Origin of the sequence: Actinobacillus succinogenes 130Z, from assembly GCF_000017245.1 — a bacterium.
Lineage (GTDB): Bacteria > Pseudomonadota > Gammaproteobacteria > Enterobacterales > Pasteurellaceae > Exercitatus > Exercitatus succinogenes.
This window is the reverse complement of sequence record NC_009655.1, coordinates 1-26,170: the sequence shown is the minus strand read 5'-3', so window position 1 is coordinate 26,170 and position 26,170 is coordinate 1. Positions and strand designations below refer to the sequence as shown.

The following is a 26,170-nucleotide window of genomic DNA, read 5'->3' as shown; positions in this document are numbered from 1 at the left end:
GGCAAAATTATACCGCACTTTCCGATATAAAGGGGAAAAGTGCGGTCATTTTTATCCGGGTTTTTACACGGCGCGCCAAAGCAGAATAGCAAGTAATTGCGGTGAAATTATGCGCAGGAACATGACTAGCGGGTAAACCGTTGCGTAAGCCAGTGCGGAAGCGCCGCAATTTTCTTTTAATGAATTCGCGAAAGCTAATGCCGGCGGATCGGTCATCGAACCCGCTACTAACCCGCAAATACTGAGATAATTCAGCTTGGCGTAAATTCGCGCAATAATACCGGTAATCAATAACGGTACAAAAGTGATAAATATACCGTAGAACATCCACTCTAAACCGTTTCCGTTAATTAGCGTATGAACAAAATTCCCGCCGGATTTAAAACCGACGACGGACAGGAATAACACGATACCGATTTCCCGCAAGGCAAGGTTGGCGCTCGGCGGCATAAACCAATAAAGTTTGCCGATGGTCCCGACTCTTGCCAGAATTAGCGCCACAACTAACGGACCGCCCGCTAAGCCTAATTTTAACGGTACCGGAATGCCCGGAATGCTGAACGGAATGGAACCCAATAGCACGCCCAAACCGATCCCGATGAAGACCGGTAACATTTGAACCTGGTTAAGTTTGGACTGAGCATTGCCGAACATTTCGATTACTTTATCCATCACGTCGGCGCTGCCGATAATATGCAGTACGTCGCCGAATTGCAACGTGGTGTTGGCTGTCGGAATCAATTCCACGCCGGAACGGTTGAGACGGGAGATCATCACGCCGTATTGTTGGTGAAACGCCAAAGTACGGATCTTTTTACTCAAGATTTTTTCATTGGTGACCACTACCCGTTCGGTACGCAAATTCCCTTTCATTGCAGACGCTTCTACCTGAATGGATTCGCCCAGAATCAGTTCCATTTCATGCAGAATTTTGGGATCGCCCAAAAAATGCAGAATATCGCCCACCTGCAGTTGGGTGTCTGCCTGAGGAATGAAAATATCCTGCTCACGTTTTAATCGGGTACACACAATACCGTTTTTTTCAAAACCTGGAATATCCCGCAAATTCAAGCCTGCAAAATTGGCGTTGGTAATTCGGATATTGGCTTTTCGAATGGTTTCTTTGTCTTTCCCTGTTTCGCGGTCAAAGTTTTCCGCTTCTTTATCAATATTGATTTTAAAAAATAAGCGGATCAGCCACATAGTTAACAAAATGCCGCAAATCCCGAAAGGATACGCCATGGCATATGACATACCCATGGTTTCGGTGATATCCTGCATACCTAATTCGTTCAGAATTTGTTGTCCGGCCCCCAGTGACGGCGTATTTGTGACCGCACCGGAATAGATCCCTAAAATAGCATCAAGGGGGATCTCGGTAACCTGATGGATAATCACTACCAATAATGCGCCCAGAACGACGATTAGTCCGCCCAAGACGTTAAGTTTTAGTCCGCTTTCCCGCAAAGAGGAAAAGAAGCCGGGTCCCACCTGAATCCCGATAGTATAAACAAATAGGATTAAGCCGAATTCCTGAACGAAATGAAGCGTATGCTCGTCTAACTTTAAGCCGTATTGATTGGCAAAATGAGAGATAATAATCCCGCCGAATAGCACGCCGCCTATGCCTAATCCTACGCCTCTGATTTTCCAATGACCAATCCATAACCCCAGTACCGCCACTAACGACAGTACGGAGATGGTTACTGCAATATCGGACATGAAGCCCTCCTCAAGTTTGATAAAATTAACTATTTGTGATTATAGCGATGTTCGGAAACGAAATAATGATTAATGTCAAAAAGTGTAGGTTTCATCACATTTTTCTTGCACTTCATTGTATTTTACTCAACAATAACGGTCATTTTTTAGCAAAAATAAAGAGCACTTATGAATTACAGTGAAGAATTACTTACTTCAATATTTTGGATTTTTAAAGCCATCGGCATTACCGCCGTTGTATTCACCCTGGTCGTTTGGATTTTAGTGAAAACCACCCGTTGGGCTCATCAATTCTGGTTGCTTGGAAAAGATTATTTATCGCCTAAACGTAGTGTGAAACCGCTCATTTATTTTATCGTCATCGTTTTTTTTAACTTACTTTCCGTACGCTTGGATATTCTCTTTTCCAACTGGTATAAAGCTATGTACGATGCTTTGCAGAAAATGGACGAAAACGTGTTTTGGCTGCAAATGGTCGTATTTTCCGTACTTGCCGTTATTCATATCACCAATATTTTGCTCACGTATTACCTGACCCAACGTTTTACTATTCAGTGGCGTATGTGGCTAAATGAAAATATGGTGGAAAAATGGATGGCAAAGCAGGCGTATTACAAATCCCAATATGTATATAACCAGCTTGATAACCCGGATCAACGTATTCAGCAAGATGTTCAATCTTATGTAAGATCTTCTATTAGTTTTGCTACCGGCGTTATTTCTTCCGTGGTATCTATTGTGGCGTTTACCCAAATTCTGTGGAATTTAGCGGGGCCGATGAATATAGCGGGCGTGACTGTGCCGCACGCCATGGTGTTCTTAGTATTCATTTACGTGCTTGTGACCAGTATTTTCGCTTTTCGTATCGGTCGCCCGTTGATTCATTTGAACTTCCTGAATGAACGGTTAAACGCAAATTACCGTTATTCGCTTATCAGAGTAAAAGAATATGCGGAAAGTATCGCTTTTTTCCGTGGTGAAAAAATGGAAAAGAACGTGTTATACAAACAATTCGACCATGTCATTGATAATGTGTGGAAAATGGTATATATGACGCTGAAATTATCCGGTTTTAACGTAATGATGACGCAAATTTCAGTGATTTTTCCGTTTATTATCCAGGCGGCGCGTTATTTCAGCAAACAAATCCAGTTAGGGGATTTAATCCAAACGGCGCAATCCTTCGGGCGCGTTCAATCGGCATTGTCTTATTTCCGAAACGTGTATGACGATTTTACCGGATATCGGGCCGTGCTCGACCGTTTAACCGGATTTCACAGCGCTGTCGGTCAAGCGACTCAGGTTTCTCAGGTGGTACTGAAAGATAGCGAAAGCGCGGTCGTTTTCGAACAACTTTTTGTAAAAAAACCGACGGGTGAAGTGCTGATTAAAGATTTAAACTTAAATCTACCGCAAGGCTCATCGGTTTTAATTAAGGGAGCATCCGGTTCGGGTAAAACCACTTTGTTGCGCACGATAGCGGGATTGTGGTCTTTTTCGGAAGGTACCGTGTATTGCCCTCAACATAATGCGTTGTTTTTGTCTCAAAAACCTTATCTGCCGCAGGGGCGTTTAATCGACGCTTTATATTATCCGGAAGTGGCGCCGGCGGATGTGGATTTGGATGGGGCGGCGGATACGTTGCGTCAGGTGCAACTTGGTCATCTTGCCGATAAACTGGGACAGGAAAACGATTGGATGCGTATGCTTTCTTTAGGGGAACAGCAGCGTTTATCTTTTGCTCGTCTGCTGATCCATAAGCCGATGGTGGCTTTTCTGGACGAAGCCACCGCCAGTATGGACGAAGGTTTGGAGGATGCGATGTATCGTTTATTGCGCGAACGGTTGCCTGACACCACTATCATCAGTGTTGGTCACCGTTCTACCTTGCAGCCTCATCATGATAAACAATTGATTATCGACCCGCAGGATCAAAGCTGGCAATTCTGTTAAAGTGCGGTCGTTTTTTAGTTTGTTTTTCAGCACGGACTTCGGTTCGTGCTTTTTTATTTGTCTGCTATAATGACTTTCAATTTTTATCAGATTTCGGGATTTTTCAATGGTTCAAATTGCTCCAAATCCGCTTGTTCTTGTGGACGGCTCATCTTATCTTTATCGTGCGTTTCACGCATTCCCGCCGCTTACCAATTCCCAAGGGGAACCGACGGGCGCGATGTTCGGCGTACTGAATATGCTGAAAAGTCTGATTTCCCAAGTACGGCCGAGTCATATTGCCGTGGTGTTTGACGCAAAAGGTAAAACATTTCGTGATAAATTGTTTGAACAATATAAATCCCATCGTCCGCCGATGCCCGATGATTTGCGCCGGCAAATTCAGCCGTTGCACGATATCATTCGTTCATTGGGTATTCCGCTGCTTTCCGTTGAAGGCGTCGAAGCGGATGATGTGATCGGCACCCTTGCCGTACAGGCATCCTCCCAAGGCAAAAAAGTGTTGATCAGTACCGGTGATAAGGATATGGCGCAGCTGGTGGACGAAAATATCATGCTTATCAACACGATGAGCAATACGTTGCTCGATCGTCAGGGTGTGATTGAAAAATACGGCATTCCGCCGGAACTCATCATTGATTATCTGGCATTGATGGGCGACAGTTCGGACAATATTCCGGGGGTTGCCGGCGTGGGTGAAAAAACCGCATTGGGCTTGCTGCAGGGAATCGGTTCCATGTCCGAGGTATATGCAAATTTGGATAAAGTGGCGGATTTACCGATTCGCGGGGCAAAAAAATTAGGTGAAAAATTATTGGCGGCGAAAGCGGATGCCGATTTGTCTTATGTGCTGGCCACCATTAAAACCGATGTCAAATTGGATGTGATACCGGAAAAGCTTATCATCGGCACGCCGAATAATGATGAATTGGCTGCACAATTCGGACGTTACGAATTTAAACGCTGGTTGAGCGAAGTATTATCCGGTAATAATTCGATGGTTAATCCGCCGGAACAAGTTGTCAGAGTGAATCGCTATCAAGCTGCTGCGGCGGTACCCAAAACGGAAAGTGCGGTGAAAAATTCCGTTAAAATCGACCGCACTTTATATGAAACGGTGACTACGCCGGCTCAGTTACAAAGCTGGATTGAAAAAATTCAGCAGGCTAATTTAATCGCCGTAGATACAGAAACCGATTCTCTGGATGCTATGACGGCGGAACTGGTGGGCATTTCTTTCGGTTTGGAAAACGGCGAAGCCTGTTATATTCCGCTGGCGCATGTGCATGAAGTGGCGGAGGCCGAAGAACAGGCGCAGGCGGATTTATTTGCCGAACCGAAAGCAACGGGGAAAACCTCTTGGCACCGATTGCCTGATCAGTTGAACAGGGAGGATTGTTTGGCACGACTGAAACCGGTTTTGGAAAATGCCGATATCCGTAAAATCGGACAGAATCTGAAATATGATCTCACTATTTTTGCCAATCACGGTATTCAAGTACAGGGCGTGGCGTTTGATACCATGTTGGAAAGTTATGTGCTGAACAGCACAGGGCGTCACAATATGGACGATTTGGCGGAACGTTATCTCGGGCATCAGACGATTTCTTTCGAAACTTTGGCGGGAAAAGGCAAGAATCAACTTACTTTTGATAAAATCCCGTTGGCGCAGGCGGCGGAATATGCGGCGGAAGACGCGGATGTAACCATGAAACTTCACCAAACACTTTGGGCCGAGTTGGAAAAAACACCGACACTGACAACTTTATTCAAGGATATTGAATTGCCGCTGGTTTCCGTGCTTTCGCGTATAGAGCGTAACGGCGTATTAATTGACGCGCAGGCTTTAAGAAAACAATCACAAGAGTTCGGCGAGAGATTGACCGCACTTGAAGCGAAAGCCCATGAAATAGCCGGTGAGGCCTTCAATCTGGCGTCGCCGAAGCAGTTGCAGGAAATTCTGTTCAATAAGCTGCATTTGCCGGTGTTACAGAAAACGCCGAAGGGCGATCCGTCCACTAAAGAAGAAGTACTGGAGGAATTGGCGTTCGATCACGAATTGCCGAAATTACTGGTGGAACACCGCGGTTTGGCAAAACTGAAATCCACGTACACCGACAAACTGCCGCAAATGATTAATCCGCATACGGGACGTGTGCACACGTCTTATCATCAGGCGGTTACGGCAACAGGACGACTTTCTTCGACGGATCCGAATTTGCAGAATATTCCGATTCGAAACGAGGAGGGGCGCCGTATTCGTCAGGCGTTTGTCGCCCGTGACGGTTATCGCATTATCGCGGCGGATTATTCGCAAATCGAACTGCGGATTATGGCCCATTTATCCGGCGATAAAGGATTAACAACGGCCTTTGTGGAAGGTCGGGATATTCATCGATCTACAGCGTCGGAGATTTTCGGTATCCCGTTAGAAGATGTTTCCGCAGAACAGCGTCGTAGCGCTAAAGCTATTAATTTTGGGTTGATCTATGGTATGTCGGCGTTCGGTTTATCCCGTCAGTTAGCTATCTCCCGTATGGAAGCCAAAAAATATATGGACTTATATTTCCAACGCTATCCGAATGTGCAAACCTTTATGCACGATATTCAGGAAAAGGCAAAAGCGCAGGGCTTTGTGGAGACCCTGTTCGGGCGGCGCTTGTATCTGCCGGATATTAAATCCGGCAATGCCTCGCGTCGTAAAGGTGCCGAACGGGTGGCGATTAATGCGCCGATGCAGGGAACCGCAGCGGATATTATTAAACGTGCCATGATTGATATTGATCACGTCATTGCGGGCGATGAGGATATTCTGATGATTATGCAGGTGCACGATGAATTGGTATTTGAAGTGCGGTCGGAAAAAGTAGAATTTTACAGCGAACTGATCAAGCAAAAAATGGAAACTGCCGCACAGTTAGACGTACCTTTGATTGTAGAGGCGGGCGTCGGTGCCAATTGGGATGAGGCGCATTAAAACGTATAAAACGCACTTCGGGCTAGCTAAACGGAAGTAAAAGAAAGGCCGGAATTACTCAAGCCTTTCTTTTTTTATGATTTTACCACCATGTCATCCAGAAGAAATAAGATAAAGAACCGACAACCAGTATGCTGATAGTATTTAAAATTATACCGACACGCAGCATGTCTTTTTGCTTGATATAACCCGTAGCAAATACGATGGCGTTCGGCGGAGTGGCAATCGGTAGCATAAATGCACAGGATGCTCCGCAGGCGATGATTGCCGCCAGCGAAATAGGCGGTAATCCCAGCGAGCTCGCCACGGAAATATAAATCGGCATAAGCAGAGCGGCACTTGCGGTGTTAGAGGTAAATTCGGTTAAGAATAAAATAAACGCCGCCATCACGATCGCCATTAGCCACCAGTTTTTATCGCCGATATAGGAAACGATGGTTTCCGCTAAAATTTTACTGGCTCCGGTATCTTTCAGCACGATGCTTAATACCATACCGCCGCCACAGAGCAGCAGTACGCCCCATTCCGTACGTTCCTGAATCTGACTCCATGTCGCCGTACCACTTAAGGCGAACGCCATTACCGCGATCATCGCAATTAACGCATCAAAACTTCGGATAGCAGAGGTTAATCCTAGCGTTTCCCGTACAATAGGTTCAAGCACGGAACTGAAAATCAGAAATGCTGCAGTCAAGGCAAAGACAATTAATGTGATAATGCGTTTGCCGGTCATTGGAATTTCTTCGATTTCGACATCGAACGGCACATTAAAATTAGGACGCAGAACCAATAACAGCGTTATCATCATGGCAATCAAAAGCAGAAATGTCACCGGCACGCCGTATGCCAGCCATTCTGAGAAGGATATTTTGATTTGCGAGGCCATAATAGCATTGGGAGCCGAACCCACCAGTGTGGCAATACCGCCGATACTGGCGCTGAAAGCAATGCCGAGCAACACGAAAACGTACAGATTGCGATTGGTTTTCATGTCTACTTTATGCAGAATACCCAGTGTCAGCGGCAACATCAACGCGGCGACGGCCGTGTTGTTGATGAAAAAAGACAACAGATTGGTGACGGCAAAAAGATAGAAAACAGTAAGTTTTAGACTTCCCCGAGCCAAACGGATGACGTGATTGGCAATCCATAGATCGATTTTCTGAATATTTAATACGGCCGCAATGACAAAACCGCCGAAAAACATAAAGATGATCGGTTCGGAAAAAGGAGCAAATGCCGCTTTAGTATTCAGTACGCCCAATCCGATAGCAAAAACCGGCACAAGCAAAGCGGTAATCGTAATATGGAAAGCTTCGGTCAGCCATAAAATGCCGATAAAAACCAGCAGGGCGAGACCTCGGTTTTCCTGGGGATTAAAGGGCAGGATGTTTAATAGAGTAAAGAAGAGTATCAGATCAACGATTAAAATACTTAGTCCTCTGATGGGATTTTTGCTGGTACTTGACATAACGCCCTCGCTATTTTATGTTTATATGTTTGCATAGAATAATATGAATAGATATGTTGTTTTTTTGAATTTCTATTCAGTTTCGAATGTAGCGTAATTCAAGCTGTTGCGCAATCCGCGGCGGATAATTCCTGATAGGTTTTCAGTATGGAATTTGAAATTATCAAAATTTCAGGTAAAACTCGCGGGTTAATTGAATAAATTCTAGCGTGTACCGATTTTTTTCATCATAAATTGTCAATTCGCTGTATGCGGTTTCCTTTTTTTCTTTCATAAAACTCAATAATACTCGTTGCGCTGCTTTGCCTTGTTTGGAAATAACATCGCATTGGCGAACACAATAAAGTGCGGTGGATTGTTTCAGGGTTTTACCTTGTTCCGCCGGTAACACAAAATGAATCGTGCCTTGTTCCGTCAGTAAAGAGGATGCGATTTCCAGCCATTGTGCATGGGATAGCGCAGCGGTATAACGGGCGGCGTTACGTGCGTGATTACGGCAATCTACGCCTTGTGCAAAATAGGGCGGATTCGCCACAATATTATCGAATTTTTGACCGCACTTTTGTGCAAAATCCGCAATATCGCCGAAATGCAGGTACAGACGGTGCGCCCAGGGTGAAGCACGGAAATTTTCCTGCGCCTGTCGTGCCGCAGCGGGATCCCGCTCAACACCGTGGATTTGGACGTCTTCATCGCTACGTTGCGCCAGCATCAGGGCAATTAACCCTGAACCGGTACCAAGATCCAAAATGGAACGGGAATTTGCCAAGTCCGCCCAGGCCCCGAGCAAAATACCGTCCGTTCCTACTTTCATGGCGCAGCGATCGTGATTGATATGGAATCGTTTAAACGTAAAACCGTTACCCGCTTTCATAATATGTAGGAAAAAAGGCACGAATTATGTGCCTTTTTGAGATGAAAGAAACATTATTTGCTGATTAAGTTCGCCAGCGCCCGATACATCGCCTGCGCGGCATCACCGCTGATAGCGTTACCGTCTTCATCGCTGATGACAACGGAACTTTGCTTACCGTGCGCACTGATCTGCATACTGTATTCGCCGTCTTCCAATTCCGGTCGGTTAACGCCGAGACGCGCCCATTCCGTTGCGCCTAGCGGTTTATAATTCAGTTTGCGGTAACCGCGACCGACGGTTTCTTCTTCCGTTTCAAATCCTAATTGCGGTAATGCGTCGCCCAGTTTGCTCCAGGATTGTTGGAATTCGGAAGACATAGCTAATGCCAAATGGTTGTTGCCGTCGGTAATAATCGCCGTTTGAACCGGTCCCGTTGTCGTCGGTGTCGCCACTGCCTGAGCTTGGCTTCGGTAATCGGCATTCAATTCACCGATAAACTGATTCAACAAACTTGAAGTATAACGTTCTTTTTCTTTTTGGCTTGGTGTAAACAGAATATCGTCGCGTTTGGCTTCCAGTACGCTCACTACTAAAGCGTTGGCTTCCTGATTGCCGACCTGGTTAATCTGGTAACGCAGCAGAGTTTCGCCTTGGTCCGTCTTGGCACCGAAATTAGTCCAATCGGTTTCGATTTGGTTGTCTTTTGTCGTGAATTTAATGGAACGTTCTTCTAACAAACGTGCCATTTGCCGAATATTATAAACTTCGGCTTTTTCCGACGGATAAATAATAGATGCGCGTTCGCCGTCAAATTGTGCTACGGAATTGCCGATAATCGCCATCGGAATTGCCGGCGGACGAATATCCATATTTTCGCCTTTCTTCACATTGGTTGCAGGCAAGAGATAAGTATCGTTTTGACCGATAATCCGAATGCCGGCGGTGTCTATTGTGGTGAAAGTCGGTGCGTTTGCATGTTTTTCATAGCTGTCATTAGCATAAGGACTGGTATTACCGCAGCCGGTTGCCACAATAACCGCAAGTACAGATAGAGGGAATAAGCATTTTTTCATTCTTTTTCCTTAAATTTAAAGAATATTCTGTTTTCTGACCGCACTTTGGGGGAAAAGTTTAAATGAAAACCGCACACCTGATAACGCGTGCGGCTTGTTATTAAAAATCGGTTAATTTCAGATTAAACCTGCAATTTTTAGCGCTTCCAATACTTTCGGCTGTGCCTGTTCGCTCAAGACGGTTAATGGCAAACGTAAGAACGGATCTTTAATCAATCCGATTTTGTATGCCGCCCATTTTACCGGGATCGGATTACCTTCAATGAATAAATCACGGTGTAACGGCATTAAACGCTGGTTGATTTTTTCCGCTTCTTCGAAATTACCGGACAAGGCGAATTCACACATTTTTGCCATATCCGCAGCCGCCAGGTTGTTGGTAACGGAAATTACGCCTTGCCCGCCCAGTTTTATACTTTCCAAACCGGTTGCGTCGTCACCGCTTAAGAAAATGAAATCTTCACCGGCGAGTTCTTTAATCTGTTTTACTCGGCTGACATCGCCTGTCGCTTCTTTTATGGCGACGATATTCGGAATTTTTGCCAAACGTGCGACAGTTTCCGGTTTCATATCGGAACCGGTGCGTCCCGGTACGTTGTAAAGTATTTGCGGTAAATCGGTACATTCGGCGATAGCTTTGAAATGTTGATACATGCCTTCCTGAGTCGGTTTATTGTAATAAGGCACGACGCTTAAGCAGCCCGCGACACCGCTGTCCCGCAACAATTTTGTCATGGTGATGGCTTCGCTGGTGGCATTGGCGCCTGTTCCGGCGATAACCGGAATACGTCCGGCGGCAAATTCGACGGTTTTCAAAATCGTCTTCACATTTTCATCAATACTTAATGTGGCGGATTCGCCGGTGGTACCGACCGAAACAATGGCGTTGGTGCCCGCATTGATATGGAACTCAACCAGTTTTTTTAATTCGTCATAATCCACTTCGCCGTGGTTATCCATTGGCGTGATTAATGCAACGATGCTTCCTGAAAATAATGGGGTGCGTGAAGACATAAGAACCTCTTATCGTTATTTGAACTAATTGTTATAAGCATTGCGAAAATAAGCGGTTTTTGCAAGCGGTTTTTTTGCTTTTTACTGTGAGAAAGCAAAATTGTACGGTTTTTTCCGATAAAAAGAGAGAATAGATTATTTTTTCTGGCAGTGAAGACAAACATAGCTGTTGCGCTGTCCTACAGTAAAACTTTCGATTTTTTGACCGCACTTCGGGCAGGGACAGCCTTTTTTTCCGTAAATTTGTAATTCCTGCACAAAATAGCCGGGTTTTCCGTCGGGTTGCAAAAAGTCCTTTAATGTCGTACCGCCTTGGGCGATGGCTCGGGTTAATTCTTTTTTAATGGTTTCCGTTAACAATGCCGCCTGGGTTTTGGTAATTTTGCCCGCCGGTTTTTCCGGATGTAAACCGCATTGAAACAGCACTTCGTTGGCATAAATGTTACCGATTCCCACCACCACGGCATTATTCATAATGAAGGATTTAACTGCGGTCGGTTTTTTACGTGATTTTTTGAATAAATAATCACTGTTGAACTCACCGGAAAGCGGTTCGGGACCTAATTTGGCAAACAGCGGAAATTCATCAAGATTTTCAGTCCAAAACCATGCGCCGAAACGGCGGGGATCGTTATAACGCATGATTTTGCCGTTATTCATCACAATGTCCAGATGATCGTGTTTATTGACCGGCGAGTCCGGCGACACAATGCGGACGGCTCCCGACATACCGAGATGACCGATGATATAACCTTGTGCAGTATGGATAATCAGATATTTGGCGCGGCGGGAAAGTGCGGTCACTTTTTGATGAGAAATTTGAGAGAGTTCAGGGCTGACTTCCCAGCGCAGTTTCGGTTGGCGCACGATAATTTTTTCAATGTAAAAACCGTCCAGATAAGGCGTTATGCCGTTTTTGGCCGTTTCGACTTCAGGTAATTCGGGCATATCGGATTCCGTGTGTTTGGGTTTAGACCACTATACCATATCCGTTACGGTTAGGGATATGGTTTTTCGGGCAATAAAAAACCCGAATTTTCATTCGGGTCTCAATTCGTTACAAAACCAAATTATTTGATTTTAGCTTCACGATAGATAACGTGTTTACGTACAACCGGATCAAATTTTTTGATTTCCATTTTTTCCGGCATGTTACGTTTGTTTTTATCTGTTGTGTAGAAGTGACCGGTTTCTGCTGAAGAAACTAAACGGATTTTCTCACGAGCACCTTTAGCTGCCATGTTTTAGCTCCTTAGATTTTTTCGCCGCGAGCACGGATGTCAGCTAATACTGCATCAATGCCTTTTTTATCGATAATACGCATACCTTTCGCGGTTAAGCGTAAAGTTACGAAACGGTTTTCACTCTCAACCCAGAAACGGTGAGTGTGCAAGTTTGGTAGAAAACGACGACGGGTCGCGTTCAATGCGTGCGAACGGTTGTTACCAACTGCCGGACGTTTGCCTGTTACTTGACAGACTCTAGACATAATAATCTCCAATAATCAAATATAAGCTCGAGCTTACGGTTCGGATACAATTTCAAGGAAAGCCTTGAGAGCCACCTCGTCAGGTCGCTCGCAGCCGACCCGCTTACTATATTAAAGGTCGCAAATTATACTTGCTAAAATCCGTTTTCTCAAGCGAAAATTAGAATTTCCTTTAAAAACCGCGAGATTTTATCCGAAAATCGTTGATGATCCAAGCGGAACCTACAGCCAGTCTTGTTCGGCGAAAGAAAAGTAACAACCTTTTCCAATGACAAAATGATCCAAAACCCGAATTTCCATTAATTCTGCGGCCGCCTGGATCCGTTTGGTCATCTGTTTGTCGGAGGCGCTGGGTTCTGCCGAACCCGAAGGATGATTATGAGCGAGAATAAGGGCGGCGGCATTGCAATATAAGGCTGTTTTGATGATTTCACGAGGATAAACGGAGGCGGCGTTAATGGTGCCCCGGAACATGTCCTCTTTCTTGATCAGCCTGTGTTGATTGTCTAAAAACAGTACGCTGAATACTTCCCGTTCGTAATGTTCCAGCTCGGTTTGCAGATAAAGTCTGACCGTGAGCGGATTGGTGAATTCGTGAGCAAAAGTAAGTTCTTCCGCCAGATAGCGTTTTGTCATTTCGGTGCAGGCCTGCAGCTGAATATATTGCGTAATGCCGATTCCTTTGAATTGGCAGAACTGTTCCTGATCGGCGGAAATCAAACCGCGCAAGGAACCGAAATAGCGTAGCACGGCTTGGGAAAGCTGTATGACAGGACAATTTTTAATCCCTGTTCGCAGAAATATTGCTAGTAATTCATAATTTTCCAGTGTTTCGGCACCTGATTTCAGTAATTTTTCTCTGGGCATTAACGATTGATTTTCCATTATTTCCTCAAAACATTATAGAAATTGACCGCACTTTGGCGCATTTTTTCTGGTTTTACCAGATTGGCGGCACGGATTTGGAACGGGGATCGCAAAATAAAATTTTTTCTTCGGACAATTTGAAGTAAAATGCTCAAACTTATTAAAAGTGAAAGGGGACTAACAATGTTGAAAGCGAAACGCATTGTGGTGGGAATAACCGGCGGAATTGCCGCATATAAAAGCATTGAACTTATTCGCTTACTGCGTAAAAGCGGGGCGGAAGTACGCGTCGTATTGACGCCCGCTGCGGCAGAATTTGTGACGCCTTTAACATTACAGGCGATTTCGGGGAATCCCGTTTCCCAATCTTTGCTGGACCCTGCCGCCGAGCTTGCCATGGGACATATCGAATTGGCTAAGTGGGCGGACGCCGTGCTTATCGTGCCCGCCAGTGCGGATTTTATCGCCCGTTTAACCGTTGGCATGGCGAATGATTTGCTGTCGACGGTTTGCCTTGCCACCGCCTCGCCGATTTTATTGGCGCCGGCGATGAATCGACAAATGTATGCACAAGCGGTGACACAAGAAAATATTGCGAAATTAGTCGCGCGCGGAATGCAATTTATTGGTCCCGCCAGTGGGTTTCAGGCTTGTGGCGATGTGGGCGCAGGACGTATGTGCGAACCAAGTGAAATTTTCACCGCACTTTCGGAACGATTGGCGCAAAAACGGGATTTAGTCGGTTTATCCGTGGCGATTACCGCCGGACCGACCCGCGAACCTATTGATCCGGTGCGTTACATCAGCAATCACAGTTCCGGCAAAATGGGGTTTGCCATTGCGGCGGCGTTTGCCGAACGGGGAGCGGACGTCACATTGATTGCCGGTCCTGTGAATTTAACTACGCCGGCGGGGGTGACCCGAATTAATGTGACTTCCGCCCGGGAAATGCGGCAAATCGCGTTGGAAAGTGCGGTCAAAAATCGACTGTTTATCGGCTGTGCGGCGGTGGCGGATTACCGAGTGGCGGAAGTGTCGGCTCAGAAAATCAAAAAAAACAGCGATAACGACGAACTTTCGTTAAAGTTAATTAAAAACCCGGATATTATTGCCGAAGTGGCACATCTGACCGAACGTCGTCCTTTTGTGGTGGGCTTTGCGGCGGAAACACAAAATGTAGCACAATATGCACAAGATAAGTTGGTACGAAAAAATTTGGATATGATTTGTGCTAATGATGTTGCGGATGGAAATGTATTTGGGGCCGATCAGAATACCTTGCATTTATTTTGGAAAGACGGTGATAAATTGTTACCGACAACTTCAAAACGCGAATTAGCGAAAATTTTAGCGGAAGAAATTGTCGCGCGTTATCGAGCATGACAAATCTCTTTTTAAATGAAGAATATAGGATAGGGATAGAAGGAATCTGAATGAAAAAAATTGATGTGAAAATTTTAGATAGTCGTATCGGTGCACAATTTCCGTTGCCCGCTTATGCGACGACCGGTTCGGCGGGGCTGGATTTACGGGCTTTAACGGACGAAGCCTTTGAAATTCAACCGGGCGAAACTAAATTAATTCCTACCGGTTTATCCGTTTATATAGCCGATCCGCAGTTGGCCGCAGTGATTTTGCCCCGCTCCGGTTTGGGACATAAACACGGGGTAGTATTAGGCAATTTAGTCGGACTGATTGATAGCGATTATCAGGGACCGCTAATGGTTTCTATGTGGAACCGTAGCGATAAACCGTTTAAAGTGGAAGTAGGCGATCGTATTGCGCAATTGGTTTTCGTTCCTGTGGTACAGGCTGAGTTTAATATTGTGGCAGAATTTGAACAGACGGATCGCGGCGAAGGCGGTTTTGGACATTCAGGCAAAAAATAATTATGGTTGAACAACTCGAAATCGCGGATTTGGAGCCGGCTCCGGAAACGCATACGACAAAAATTGAAAAACGCAGTGTTAAAGAACGACGGCAACAGGTTTTGGCCGTTCTTGTGAATATGTTACATTCCGAACGCGGAATGGAGCGTATGACAACTGCTCGTTTGGCGGAAGCGGTCGGTGTTTCTGAGGCGGCGTTGTATCGCTATTTTCCTAATAAAACAAAAATGTTTGAGGCATTGCTCGATCACATTGAAAAAAATCTGTTTACTCGAATTGATCAGGCTAAAGCGTTACAAACCAATACCGTCAGCCGGGTACATGACATTTTATTGATGGTGTTGGATTTTGCGCGTAAAAATCCCGGTTTAACCCGGGTTCTGACGGGGCATGCGCTAATGTTTGAAGAGGCGCGGCTGCAACTTCGTGTCGCGCAGTTTTTCGATCGTCTTGAATTACAATTCGTGAATGTGTTACAAATGAGCAAAATTCGTGAAGGGAAGAGTTTTTCCGTTGATGAGCGTATGATGGCGGCGCATCTTGTTACTTTTTGTGAAGGGCAAATGATGCGTTTGGTACGAACTAATTTCCGTCGTACGGCAAATCAGGGATTTGAACAGCAATGGAAATTACTGGCGCCGATTTTTGCTTAACTTAAATAGATTGGGGACGGGATGATTATTCCTTGGCAATCCTTAGACGACGATACCCTGAAAAATGTCGCGGAAAGTTTTATTTTGCGCGAGGGAACGGATTATGGGTTCGAAGAGCTGTCTTTGCAGCAAAAAGTAGACAACTTATTAGGTTTAATTCGCTCGGGAAGTGCGGTGATCGTTTGGTCAGAATTGCATGAAACGATTGATATTAAAGATAAAGATTCATTTTTGACCCGTTAAGTCAAAGCATAAGTATGGAGTGATTTTATGCTAAAGAAAGAACAGGATTTGGCAGCCGAACCGGCTGATCAACAGGCGGTATCACTTGATCCAACTATTGATTGGTTCATATCGCATTGTCATATTCATAAATATCCGACTAAAACAACATTAATCCATGCGGGAGAAAAGGCGGATACGCTCTATTACTTAGTGAAAGGCTCCGCAATTGTCATGGCAAAAGATGATGACGGTAAAGAAATGATTTTATCTTATCTGAGCGAGGGCGAATTCTTCGGTGAAGTGGGATTGTTTGAGGAAAATCAAGTGCGTACGGCGTGGGTGAAGGCGCGTACCTCTTGTGAAGTGGCGGAAGTCTCTTATAAAAAATTCCGTCAGCTGTTGCAGGTGAATCCTGAAATTCTGATGAATTTGGCGGGGCAGCTCTCCCACCGTCTGCAAAATACCTCGCGTCAGGTGACTAATCTGGCGTTTCTTGACGTGACGGGGCGTATTGCGCAAACGCTGATGAATTTAGCAAAATTACCGGATGCCATGACTCACCCGGACGGAATGCAAATAAAAATTACCCGTCAGGAAATCGGACAGATGGTAGGATGTTCCCGGGAAACCGTCGGGCGAGTATTAAAATTGCTGGAAGACGACAATCTGATTGCGGCGCACGGTAAAACCATTGTAGTGTTCGGTACCCGTTAATACCTGATTAAAATGTAAAGTGCGGTTAAAAATTCATCAATTTTTAACCGCACTTTATTGCAAATAAGAATAGATTTCATTTTTTAAATCCGATATATTTACTCAAGTATTTAAATGAGGAGTCTGTGATGAAAAAAGATGAAGTCGGACATAATTTTTTAGCGCGTTTAGGTAAAACCCGTTTGCGTCCCGGCGGACGCAGAGCTACGGAATGGTTGATTGAGCAAGGGAATTTCTCGACCGATAAAACCGTACTGGAAGTGGCGTGTAATATGGGAACAACCGCTATCGGACTGGCGAAACGGTACGGTTGTTATATAGAAGGCGTAGATTTGGATGAAAAGGCATTAGCCAAAGCGGAACGCAATATTGCCGAGCGGGGGTTACAGCATTTGATTCATGTACAACGTGCAAATGCTATGAAACTGCCTTTTGCCGATAAAACCTTCGATATCGTGATTAATGAAGCCATGCTGACTATGTTACCGTTAGCGGCAAAACAAAAAGCGGTAACGGAATATTTTCGTGTACTTAAGCCGGGCGGTATATTATTGACTCATGACGTTATGCTGACGACGGAGGACAGTGAAACGGTGCTAAAGCAGTTACGACAGGCGATTAACATTACAGTGACGCCTTTAACGCAAGAAGGTTGGCAGTCTCTGTTTTCAAACATCGGTTTTGCCCGGGTAGAGACGGTTAGCGGTAATATGACCTTACTTTCGCCGTCCGGTATGATTTATGACGAAGGTATAATAGGAACATTGAAAATCATGAAAAACGCTTTAAAAGCGGAAAATCGAACAACTTTTAAAAATATGTTCAAAGTATTTAATGATCCCGAACGAAAGCTGAATTTCATCGCCGTTTGCAGCCGTAAAGCGTGATTCCTCGATCTCCCGAATTGATTCGGGAGATTTTTTTATTTCCTGCGTCAAAGTGCGGTTAAAATTTGTAAAATTTTTGCTAGAATAATGAAAAATTTTTGATTTCATTTTTTCATGGGGAACCGAGTCCGATGGCAGCAGTAGAAGGTGCAAACCAATTAGTTCATGTGGTGACGTTATTAGGTGCTGCGGTCATTGCCGTGCCTCTGTTCAAACGTTTGGGGTTAGGCTCCGTATTAGGTTATCTCGCTGCAGGGTTAATTATCGGTCCTTTCGGATTACGTCTTTTTACCGAACCGCAATCCATTATTCACGTAGCGGAGCTGGGCGTGGTGATGTTTTTGTTTCTGATCGGTCTGGAAATGAAACCGTCTCAGTTATGGGGGCTGCGTAAACAGATTTTCGGTTTGGGAATGCTGCAGGTCTTACTGAGCGGTTCGCTGGTTATGTCGGTTGCCAGAATAGGACTTGGCTTTTCCTGGCAAACGGCATTTATTATCGCTTCGGGATTTGTGCTGAATTCTACCGCTATAGTTATGCAAATACTGAGCGAACGCAATGAAATGGCAAGTTCTCGCGGACAGAAGATGATTTCCATTTTATTGTTTGAAGATTTATTAATCGTTCCGTTACTTGCCATTGTAGCTTTCCTTTCACCCGTTACCGATATTGATACTCACGAACCTTTATGGCAAAAATTCGCTATTGGAACCGGTTCTCTTACGATTTTAATCGTGTCGGGAATTTGGTTGTTGAATCCGCTCTTTAAGGCTCTGGCATGGACTAAATTACGCGAAATGATGACGGCGGCCGCGTTGTTGGTGGTTCTTGGTTCCGCATTATTGATGGAACATGCCGGGCTTTCCGCCGCCATGGGAGCCTTTGTGGCGGGCGTATTATTGTCCAATTCCAGTTTCCGTCATCAATTGGAGGCGGATATCGAACCGTTTCGCGGATTGTTACTCGGGTTGTTTTTTCTCGGTGTCGGTATGTCTTTGGATCTTAACCTGGTGTTTGCTCACCTTTGGTTTATTTTGTTAGGTGTCATCGCCTTAATGATAGTGAACGGCTTTGGGGTTTTTCTGGCTGCGTTGTTAACACGGTCTAGTTTTTCCGAAGCCTTGGATCGTGCTTTTGTGATGGCATTAGGAGGCGAGTTTGCTTTCGTTATTTTTGCCGCGGCAGCCGGCCAGCGAGTGATTACCCCGCAACAGCAAGCCAACGGCGTCGCTATTATCGTTTTATCTATGGTATTCAGCCCGCTTTTCGTTTTATTTCACAAAAAATATCTAGAACCGCGTTTACGTAAACCGAATGAGGAGCGTGAAGCGGATAATATTGATGAAATACGACCTATCATTATGGTGGGATTCGGGCGTTTCGGGCAGATTATCAATGAAGTGCTAACCATGACTAACCATAAGGTTACGATTATTGACCGTGATGAAGAGATTATTACTGGTATGCGTAAATTGGGGATTAAAGCCTATTACGGTAATGCCGAACGTCCGGAAATTTTGCATCATGCGGGTATTGAATCCGCCCAAATGCTGATCGTGACTTCGGGGAATAAGGCAAAAGCGACGCATATTGTGGAAATGGCGCGTAAGATGAATCCGAGCCTGCGTATTTTGTCGCGTGCTTACGATTTGTTTCATGTTTTCGAATTATACGAAAAAGGCGCCGATCGCCAGGTGCGAGAAACCTTTGATTCTGCGCTACGTACGGCTCGTTATGCGTTGGAAGATTTGGGGGATATCGACAGCGAACGTATTGAGGAAATTACTCATATATATTACGAAGAAAACCGCCGTCGTGTCCGTTTAATGGCGGAAGTGCATGATCCGAACTATACGAAGAAATTCCAGAATAAGGAAATGATTAAAGTGGCGTTGGAACATGATCAGAAAACTATGGCTAAAATCCAACAGATTTTACAGCGGGAAGATTAAACGGACGATGAAATCATAAGCGCGGTTGAAAAATAAATATTTTTGACCGCACTTTTTTTATATTTTGTGACGGATATCACAAATTTGTTCAAATCATAATTTTCGAATTTGTTATTATATTGTTATCTTTTTACAAAGAGGTAACAAAATGTCAATGCAACAACTCGTTTCAACTCTTACCCAAATTGTCACACCCTCCTACATTATTACCGAACCGAGTAAAACCGAGGCTTATCGTAACGGCTATCGTTTCGGTACCGGAAATGCGCTGGCAGTAGTCCGTCCCGCTAATTTATTAGAGTTCTGGCAAGTGTTGAAAGCCTGTGTAGAACAGGATGTTATTGTGATTAATCAAGCCGCCAATACGGGGTTGACGGGCGGTTCGACGCCGAGTGGTAACGATTATGATCGTCCGATTGTCATCATTAATACCATGCGTATGGATAGTATTCAGGTAATTAATAACGCTCACCAAGTGGTGTGTTTTCCCGGCTCTACACTGAATAAACTGGAAAACGTGCTGCAGCCGTATGGCCGGGAACCGCATTCTGTGATAGGTTCGTCCTGTATCGGGGCCTCTGTGATTGGCGGTGTGTGCAATAATTCGGGCGGTGCATTGGTGCAACGCGGACCGGCTTATACTGAAATGGCTTTATTCGCTCAGCTGAATGAAAACGGTGAATTGGAACTAAAAAACCATTTGGGGATTGATTTAGGTTCGACGCCGGAGGAAATTCTAACCAATTTACAAAATCATCATTATCAACAAAAAGACATTAAACAGAATTGCGGTAACGGGCATGACCACAGTTATTGTCATCATGTGCGACAGGTGGATGAAGATACGCCGGCACGATTTAATGCGGATCCCGCCCGTCATTACGAAGCATCGGGCAGTGCGGGCAAATTAGCGATTTTCGCCGTTCGTCTGGATACCTTTCCGTTGGAGAAAAATACGGCCGTATTTTATATCGGTACCAATCGAACGTCAGTGCTTAGCGATTTACGTCGCCATATGCTTTCTAATTTTGAAGAATTACCGGTTTCAGGAGAGTATATTCATCGGGATGCTTTCGATATAGCCGCTCGTTACGGTAAGGACACCTTCTGGGTGATTAAGAAATTCGGTACTGATTGGTTACCAAAACTGTTTGCGTTAAAAGCCAATGTGGATCGTTTGAGCAAAAAACTGCCTTTTGTACCTTCTCATTTTAGCGATAAATTTATGCAATGGTGTTCCAAACTTATTCCCGAGCATTTACCAAAAAGTTTATGGCAATATCGGGAACGTTACGAGCATCATTTAATTTTAAAAATGGGCGGTAAAGGCGTCGAGGAAGCGCGCGCTTATTTGGCGGATTATTTTAAGGATAGCGGTAAAGGCGCTTATTTCGAATGCAATAAGGCGGAAACCCAAGCGGCGATGTTACACCGCTTTGCCGTAGCTTCCGCCGCGATTCGCTATCGTGCGATTCATTCGAAAGAAGTGGAAGAAATCGTAGCGTTGGATATTGCGTTGCGTCGCAATGATTCCGATTGGTTCGAAATGTTGCCGCCGGAAATCGATTCGAAAATTATCCATAAATTGTATTACGGACATTTTATGTGTCATGTTTTTCATCAGGATTACATCATTAAAAAAGGCTGTGATTATGAAGAAGTGGAACATGATATGCTGAAATTACTTGATCGGCGCGGAGCGCAATATCCGGCCGAGCATAACGTCGGACATTTATACGAGGCAAAACCCGCGTTAAGGAAGTTTTATAAAGTATTGGATCCCACCAACAGTTTTAATCCGGGAATCGGCAAGACATCGAAGAAAAAATATTGGCATGAGTAAAGTCTGTTTATAAAAGATAAGCGGATGTTAATCTTTTTTCAGAAAGATAAGAATAAAAAAATCGCCATTGACCGTTAAAACGGTATGGCGATTTTCTATATCTTGCGATTAGGCTTTGCCCCGAATATATTTTACGCAGGAAAAACACATAATAGCGTAGCCTAATAATTCCGTATATTCTTCCGCAATATTTTTTACGATACGGGGATAAGTATAATAGAAAATAGAACGCCAAAGCCAGCTCATACCGATAAGGCGGGAAATTACCAGTACCAACAGTAAACCGATAATAAAACTGTAAAATTCTTTACTCTGGGTAAAATCCGTTAACGCATTTAATGTTTCGGTTTTATTCAGTAAAGCATAAACTACAGCGAAAGTAGCGAGCGGTGCGGCCAAAAGGCTCCAGCTGCCGTGATAAATGAGCGCATCAAATATGTTATCCATTTCACGAATCAGCATAGTGAGGAAAAAGAATCCCATCAGTAAAAATCCGCTTCGCGCTTCAGGATGTTTGTGCGCTTGTCGGAAAAATAATACGCTGAGTATGACAAGAAAGATATCCTGACAATATTCTACCGCGGATTCTTCACCGACGGCGTTCCGGAAATAGATCACGTCAACCAATAATGCTACGAAAGGAATAAGCGATGCTACTAAAAAGTACAGGGTTACGTATAAGCTCTGAAAAAATAATTGTGTTTTTTGCATAAGATTCCAGCTAGGTTAATTAACTTATTTTTATAATGAAATCATTCCGTTATTGACGGAAAAAGTGCGGTGATTTTCCGGTTGCATTTGTTTCAGCTGTTCCGCAGTAATGGCAGTAACAAAAACCTGAGAATGGCTTTGCCGTAACCGTTCGGCTAACAGCCCTCGTTTTGTTTCATCCAGTTCGGAGGCAAAATCGTCAATTAAAAAAATGCAGGAGCGGTTTTTTTGTACCATCAAATGCTCGCCTTGCGCCAGACGTAAGGCGCACATTAATAGCTTTAACTGTCCGCGGGAAAGTACATCTTCTACGGGAAATCCGTTGGCTTTAAAGCGAAAATCGGCTTTTTGCGGTCCTGAAACCGTATAACCGATATGTTTATCACGGGCGAAATTCTCACGTAATAAATCACCGTAATCCGTGTTTTTATCCCACCCTTGGTGAAAACTTACCTGAATATCCAATTCTGGTAAAAATAAACGGCAAGTTTGTTCTATTTCCGGACGTAAGGCCTCCGCGTAATCGGTTCGCCAAAGGCTGACCTGGTGAGCCAGTTTAGAGAGTTCCACGTCCCAAACCTGTAAATCCGTATAATCATACGTTTGTTGTAATGCCGCATTACGTTGTTTGAGTAAACGATTCAGCGCCGACCAAGCGGAATGAAAATTCGGTCGATGGTGAAACAACCCCCAGTCTAAAAATGCCCGTCGATAAGAAGGACCGCCGTTAAGCAGTGTCAGCCCCTCCGGCGTAATCATCTGCATCGGCAGTAAATGAGCAAGATCGGAAATTTTGTTACCGTCTTCCCCGTTGATTTTTACAAGAGTAAGCCCTTCTTTTCGCTGTTTTTGTAACCCTACCGACCATTCGTGCTGTTGTTCCCAAATTCGCCCGTGCAAGGTGAAATAAGGTTTATCATAAGTGATGATCCGCGTGCTGACCGAACTTTTGAAAGAACGTCCGTGCCCGAGATAGAAAATGCTTTCCAGTAAGCTGGTTTTTCCGCTGCCGTTATTACCCACCAGAAAATTAAAACCATGATCGAATTCCAGATCCACGGCTGCCAAATTACGAAAGTTCTCAATAATTAAACGTGAAATAGCCATTGAAAGTGCGGTCGGAAATTTAAATGTTTTTACAGCTTCATCGGCATAATGACATATTCGGCCGTATTATCTTCACAATCCTCTATTAAACAGCTTGACGACGCATCCGTGAAGCGGACGCGAACCCTTTGACATTTCAGCGCGTTCAGTACATCCAGTACATAACTGACATTGAAGCCGATTTCGATTGGTTCGCTTTGATAAGAAACGTCGAGAATTTCCTCGACTTCCTCCTGCTCCGGATTTTTTGCAGTGATGGTTAATTGATTTTGATTCAATTCCAAACGCACGGTACGTACTTTTTCGCTGGACAGAATAGAGGCGCGCACGAAAGACTGTTTCAGATTTTCCCAATCCGATTCTAAAATTCGGTTGGCATTACGCGGTAAGACGCGTCGATAATCCGGAAAACGCCCGTCTATAAGTTTTGAGGTAAACACAACGGAACCTAATTCAACACGGAAGTTATTGGTACCGATTTGTACTCGGGCGGGTTGCTCGCTGGTTGCGTCCAGTAAACGCGCCAATTCCAATACGCCTTTACGTGGCAGAATGACAGAATGATTTTGTAAATCCTGTTCTAATTCGATGGTACAAACCGCAAGGCGGTGTCCGTCCGTTGCGACGGTACGCAGCAAATTACCTTCAGTTTCGAATTTCATGCCGTTTAAAAAATAACGAGCGTCATTATTTGCCATGGAAAACTGTGTGGCTTCGATGAGACGGCGCATAGTCGCCTGGCTGACGGTAAAATCCACTTCGGATTGCCAATCGGTGAGATTCGGATATTCTTCGGCGGGAAACGTCGCCAGATTAAATTTGGTTCGACTCGAGCGGACAATAGCGCGATCCTGTTCGAAATCTACCGTGATGACGGCATCTTCAGGCAAACTGCGGCAAATATCCAAGAATTTTTTTGCCGGAATGGTGAACGTACCTTCTCCATGGCTGTTTAATTGTGCTTGTGTGGAAAGTTCCACTTCCAAATCCGTGCCGGTGATGGTTAGGCGGTCGCCTTCGATTTGTAACAAAACGTTATTGAGCACAGGGACGTTAGGACGAGAACTTAATACACCGCAGACCTGTTGTAACGGTTTTAACAGATTTTCTCTTGAAACAATAAACTGCATGATTTTCTCCCTGATTCGTTATGCGGATAAAGTACGGATTAAATTTGACCAGTCTTCCTGAATGCTGCTGTCGGTTTCCCGCAGTTCCTGAATTTTATCACAAGCATAAATCACGGTGGTATGGTCTTTACCGCCGAAATTTTTACCGATTTCAGGAAAGCTGCGGTTAGTCAGCTCTTTTGCCAGGGCCATTGCCAGTTGACGCGGACGCGCTACTGAGCGAGAACGGTTTTTCGAATTCAAATCGGAAACTTTGATGCGATAATATTCCGCTACGACTTTTTGAATGTTATCAATGGTCACTAACTTATCTTGCAGCGCCAGCATATCTTTTAAGGTGTCGCGCACAAAATCGATAGTAATGGTTTTTCCGGTAAATTCGGCATTAGCGATGACACGGTTCAGGGCACCTTCCAGTTCCCGTACATGGGTACGCAATTTCTGACCGATGAAAAATGCCACTTCTTCCGCTAAATTGACACCGCGTTCTTCGGCTTTTTTCATTAAAATAGCTACTCGGGTTTCTAATTCCGGCGGTTCGATGGCGACACTAAGGCCCCAGCTGAAACGGGATTTTAAACGATCTTCGATCTTTTCTATTTCACGCGGGTAGCGATCCGAAGTCAAAATAATCTGTTTTTCACCTTCGAATAAGTTGTTGAAAGTGTTAAAAAATTCTTCTTGAGTAAGTTCTTTACCGGCAAAGAACTGGATATCGTCTATGAGTAATGCGTCCAGATTACGATAGAATTTTTTGAAGTTTTCTGCGGCACCTAGTTTAGTTGCTTTCACATATTCCTGTACGAACCGTTCCGCATGGATGTAAAGCACACGAGCTTTCGGATTGTTTGCCAGAATACCGTTACCCACGGCGTGTAACAAATGGGTTTTACCCAATCCCGTACCGCCGTATAAAAACAGCGGATTGGCAGTTTTATCGCCGGGATTGTTGGCGACTTTAATGCCTACCGCTCGAGCCAGTTGGTTGGATTTCCCCTCCACAAAATTTTCAAACAGATGATTGCTGTTTAATCCGGTTTTAAACTCAACAGACTGTAAATGTTGTTCGGAATCGACCGCAGTTTCCGCATTTTGTTTAGTTGTGACGATATTATTTTGTTTCGGTGCCGGTTTGACGCCCTCTACCAGTTTGACGACAAAATCGGGGTTTCCCGTTAATTGACGGGCTAGTTTGGTGATGTCCGCCAAATAATTATTCTCAACCCATTGACGACTAAAAAAATTCTGCACATAAATAGTCAGTTGATTAGGAGACGAAATATCTGCCTGTAACGGACGCAACCACATCTGGAATTTGTCCGCCGGTACTTGATCTTGCAGTTGAAGCAGGCAATCAGCCCACAGGGAAGAAGTATTACGGTTCATTTTATCTTTATTATCATAGGATTAACAAAACAGACCTAAAAGCGCGGTCAAAATTTCTTATGATTTTACCTTAAAAACGAAGAAAGATCTTGTGAAAAGGATCAAAAAAATGACTTGAGATTTTTCGCGGAAAACGTATAATTCGCCCACGCTTTTTATGCGTGAAACCGGCAGAACATGTAAATATCCGCCGGGTTTCGCCTATTCACATTTGACGAACGCTGAATTTATCAGTAAAATTCCGTTCCTAA

The 26,170-nt window shown here is 44.5% G+C and carries 23 protein-coding genes; 10 read left to right on the top strand and 13 right to left on the bottom strand.

Annotated elements, in window-relative coordinates:
• Positions 1-63: 63 nt before the first annotated feature.
• A complete protein-coding gene (locus tag ASUC_RS00115; RefSeq protein ID WP_011978681.1) occupies positions 64-1,722 on the bottom strand; it encodes a putative transporter in 1,659 nt (552 codons plus the stop codon).
• A 168-nt stretch (positions 1,723-1,890) separates the two neighbouring features.
• Between ASUC_RS00115 and ASUC_RS00110 the strand changes: the two genes are divergently transcribed.
• The gene (locus tag ASUC_RS00110) at positions 1,891-3,675 is read left to right on the top strand and encodes an ABC transporter ATP-binding protein/permease (protein WP_011978680.1); all 1,785 of its coding nucleotides are present in this window, start codon (positions 1,891-1,893) and stop codon (positions 3,673-3,675) included.
• Between the two features lie 106 nt (positions 3,676-3,781).
• A complete protein-coding gene (polA, locus tag ASUC_RS00105; protein ID WP_011978679.1) occupies positions 3,782-6,652 on the top strand; it encodes a DNA polymerase I in 2,871 nt (956 codons plus the stop codon).
• 82 nt (positions 6,653-6,734) lie between these two features.
• On the opposite strand, the gene ASUC_RS00100 is transcribed toward polA, so the two are convergent.
• The 8 genes from ASUC_RS00100 to radC form a co-directional block, all read right to left on the bottom strand.
• Positions 6,735-8,123 carry an SLC13 family permease gene (locus ASUC_RS00100; RefSeq protein WP_011978678.1) on the bottom strand — a complete coding sequence of 463 codons (1,389 nt, stop codon included), beginning with the start codon at positions 8,121-8,123 and terminating at the stop codon, positions 6,735-6,737.
• Positions 8,124-8,286: 163 nt separating this feature from the next.
• Positions 8,287-8,997, bottom strand: coding sequence for a tRNA1(Val) (adenine(37)-N6)-methyltransferase (locus ASUC_RS00095; protein ID WP_011978677.1), 711 nt, complete (start codon positions 8,995-8,997; stop codon positions 8,287-8,289).
• 53 nt (positions 8,998-9,050) lie between these two features.
• Positions 9,051-10,052 (bottom strand): outer membrane protein assembly factor BamC, encoded by a 1,002-nt coding sequence (gene bamC, locus ASUC_RS00090; RefSeq protein ID WP_011978676.1) that lies wholly within the window; start codon positions 10,050-10,052, stop codon positions 9,051-9,053.
• A gap of 117 nt (positions 10,053-10,169) precedes the next feature.
• Positions 10,170-11,066 carry a 4-hydroxy-tetrahydrodipicolinate synthase gene (gene dapA, locus ASUC_RS00085; protein ID WP_011978675.1) on the bottom strand — a complete coding sequence of 299 codons (897 nt, stop codon included), beginning with the start codon at positions 11,064-11,066 and terminating at the stop codon, positions 10,170-10,172.
• Between the two features lie 135 nt (positions 11,067-11,201).
• Entirely contained in the window at positions 11,202-12,014 is an 813-nt protein-coding gene (mutM, locus tag ASUC_RS00080) for a bifunctional DNA-formamidopyrimidine glycosylase/DNA-(apurinic or apyrimidinic site) lyase (RefSeq protein WP_011978674.1), read from the bottom strand.
• A 122-nt stretch (positions 12,015-12,136) separates the two neighbouring features.
• On the bottom strand, positions 12,137-12,307 hold the full coding sequence (gene rpmG / locus ASUC_RS00075; RefSeq protein ID WP_011978673.1) for a 50S ribosomal protein L33: 171 nt from the start codon (positions 12,305-12,307) through the stop codon (positions 12,137-12,139).
• A gap of 11 nt (positions 12,308-12,318) precedes the next feature.
• Positions 12,319-12,555, bottom strand: a complete 237-nt coding sequence (gene rpmB / locus ASUC_RS00070) for a 50S ribosomal protein L28 (RefSeq protein WP_011201102.1) — start codon at positions 12,553-12,555, stop codon at positions 12,319-12,321.
• 222 nt (positions 12,556-12,777) lie between these two features.
• The gene (gene radC / locus ASUC_RS00065) at positions 12,778-13,440 is read right to left on the bottom strand and encodes a RadC family protein (protein ID WP_011978672.1); all 663 of its coding nucleotides are present in this window, start codon (positions 13,438-13,440) and stop codon (positions 12,778-12,780) included.
• Between the two features lie 165 nt (positions 13,441-13,605).
• Between radC and coaBC the strand changes: the two genes are divergently transcribed.
• The 8 genes from coaBC to dld all read left to right on the top strand — a co-directional run bounded on the left by coaBC (position 13,606) and on the right by dld (position 21,585).
• Positions 13,606-14,805: a bifunctional phosphopantothenoylcysteine decarboxylase/phosphopantothenate--cysteine ligase CoaBC gene (gene coaBC, locus ASUC_RS00060; RefSeq protein ID WP_011978671.1), complete on the top strand. Its 1,200-nt coding sequence runs from the start codon at positions 13,606-13,608 to the stop codon at positions 14,803-14,805.
• Positions 14,806-14,855: 50 nt separating this feature from the next.
• The gene (gene dut / locus ASUC_RS00055) at positions 14,856-15,311 is read left to right on the top strand and encodes a dUTP diphosphatase (protein ID WP_011978670.1); all 456 of its coding nucleotides are present in this window, start codon (positions 14,856-14,858) and stop codon (positions 15,309-15,311) included.
• Positions 15,311-15,964 (top strand): nucleoid occlusion factor SlmA, encoded by a 654-nt coding sequence (gene slmA / locus ASUC_RS00050; protein ID WP_172435802.1) that lies wholly within the window; start codon positions 15,311-15,313, stop codon positions 15,962-15,964. Before dut ends, slmA begins: the two co-directional genes overlap by 1 nt.
• Positions 15,965-15,985: 21 nt before the next feature.
• Complete coding sequence (locus ASUC_RS00045) at positions 15,986-16,207, top strand: YheU family protein (protein ID WP_011978668.1); 222 nt, start codon at positions 15,986-15,988, stop codon at positions 16,205-16,207.
• Positions 16,208-16,234: 27 nt separating this feature from the next.
• Positions 16,235-16,903, top strand: a complete 669-nt coding sequence (crp, locus tag ASUC_RS00040) for a cAMP-activated global transcriptional regulator CRP (protein WP_011978667.1) — start codon at positions 16,235-16,237, stop codon at positions 16,901-16,903.
• A gap of 128 nt (positions 16,904-17,031) precedes the next feature.
• On the top strand, positions 17,032-17,790 hold the full coding sequence (locus ASUC_RS00035) for a class I SAM-dependent methyltransferase (RefSeq protein WP_011978666.1): 759 nt from the start codon (positions 17,032-17,034) through the stop codon (positions 17,788-17,790).
• A gap of 131 nt (positions 17,791-17,921) precedes the next feature.
• Positions 17,922-19,742 carry a monovalent cation:proton antiporter-2 (CPA2) family protein gene (locus ASUC_RS00030; protein ID WP_011978665.1) on the top strand — a complete coding sequence of 607 codons (1,821 nt, stop codon included), beginning with the start codon at positions 17,922-17,924 and terminating at the stop codon, positions 19,740-19,742.
• Positions 19,743-19,890: 148 nt separating this feature from the next.
• On the top strand, positions 19,891-21,585 hold the full coding sequence (dld, locus tag ASUC_RS00025) for a D-lactate dehydrogenase (RefSeq protein WP_011978664.1): 1,695 nt from the start codon (positions 19,891-19,893) through the stop codon (positions 21,583-21,585).
• Between the two features lie 108 nt (positions 21,586-21,693).
• On the opposite strand, the gene ASUC_RS00020 is transcribed toward dld, so the two are convergent.
• Genes ASUC_RS00020 through dnaA form a run of 4 tightly spaced genes read right to left on the bottom strand, consistent with a single transcriptional unit; the run spans position 21,694 to position 25,919 of the window.
• Complete coding sequence (locus ASUC_RS00020; protein WP_011978663.1) at positions 21,694-22,296, bottom strand: hypothetical protein; 603 nt, start codon at positions 22,294-22,296, stop codon at positions 21,694-21,696.
• Positions 22,297-22,326: 30 nt separating this feature from the next.
• Positions 22,327-23,403: a DNA replication/repair protein RecF gene (recF, locus tag ASUC_RS00015; RefSeq protein ID WP_011978662.1), complete on the bottom strand. Its 1,077-nt coding sequence runs from the start codon at positions 23,401-23,403 to the stop codon at positions 22,327-22,329.
• A 29-nt stretch (positions 23,404-23,432) separates the two neighbouring features.
• On the bottom strand, positions 23,433-24,533 hold the full coding sequence (gene dnaN / locus ASUC_RS00010; protein WP_011978661.1) for a DNA polymerase III subunit beta: 1,101 nt from the start codon (positions 24,531-24,533) through the stop codon (positions 23,433-23,435).
• Between the two features lie 18 nt (positions 24,534-24,551).
• Entirely contained in the window at positions 24,552-25,919 is a 1,368-nt protein-coding gene (gene dnaA, locus ASUC_RS00005; RefSeq protein ID WP_011978660.1) for a chromosomal replication initiator protein DnaA, read from the bottom strand.
• Positions 25,920-26,170 lie beyond the last annotated feature (251 nt).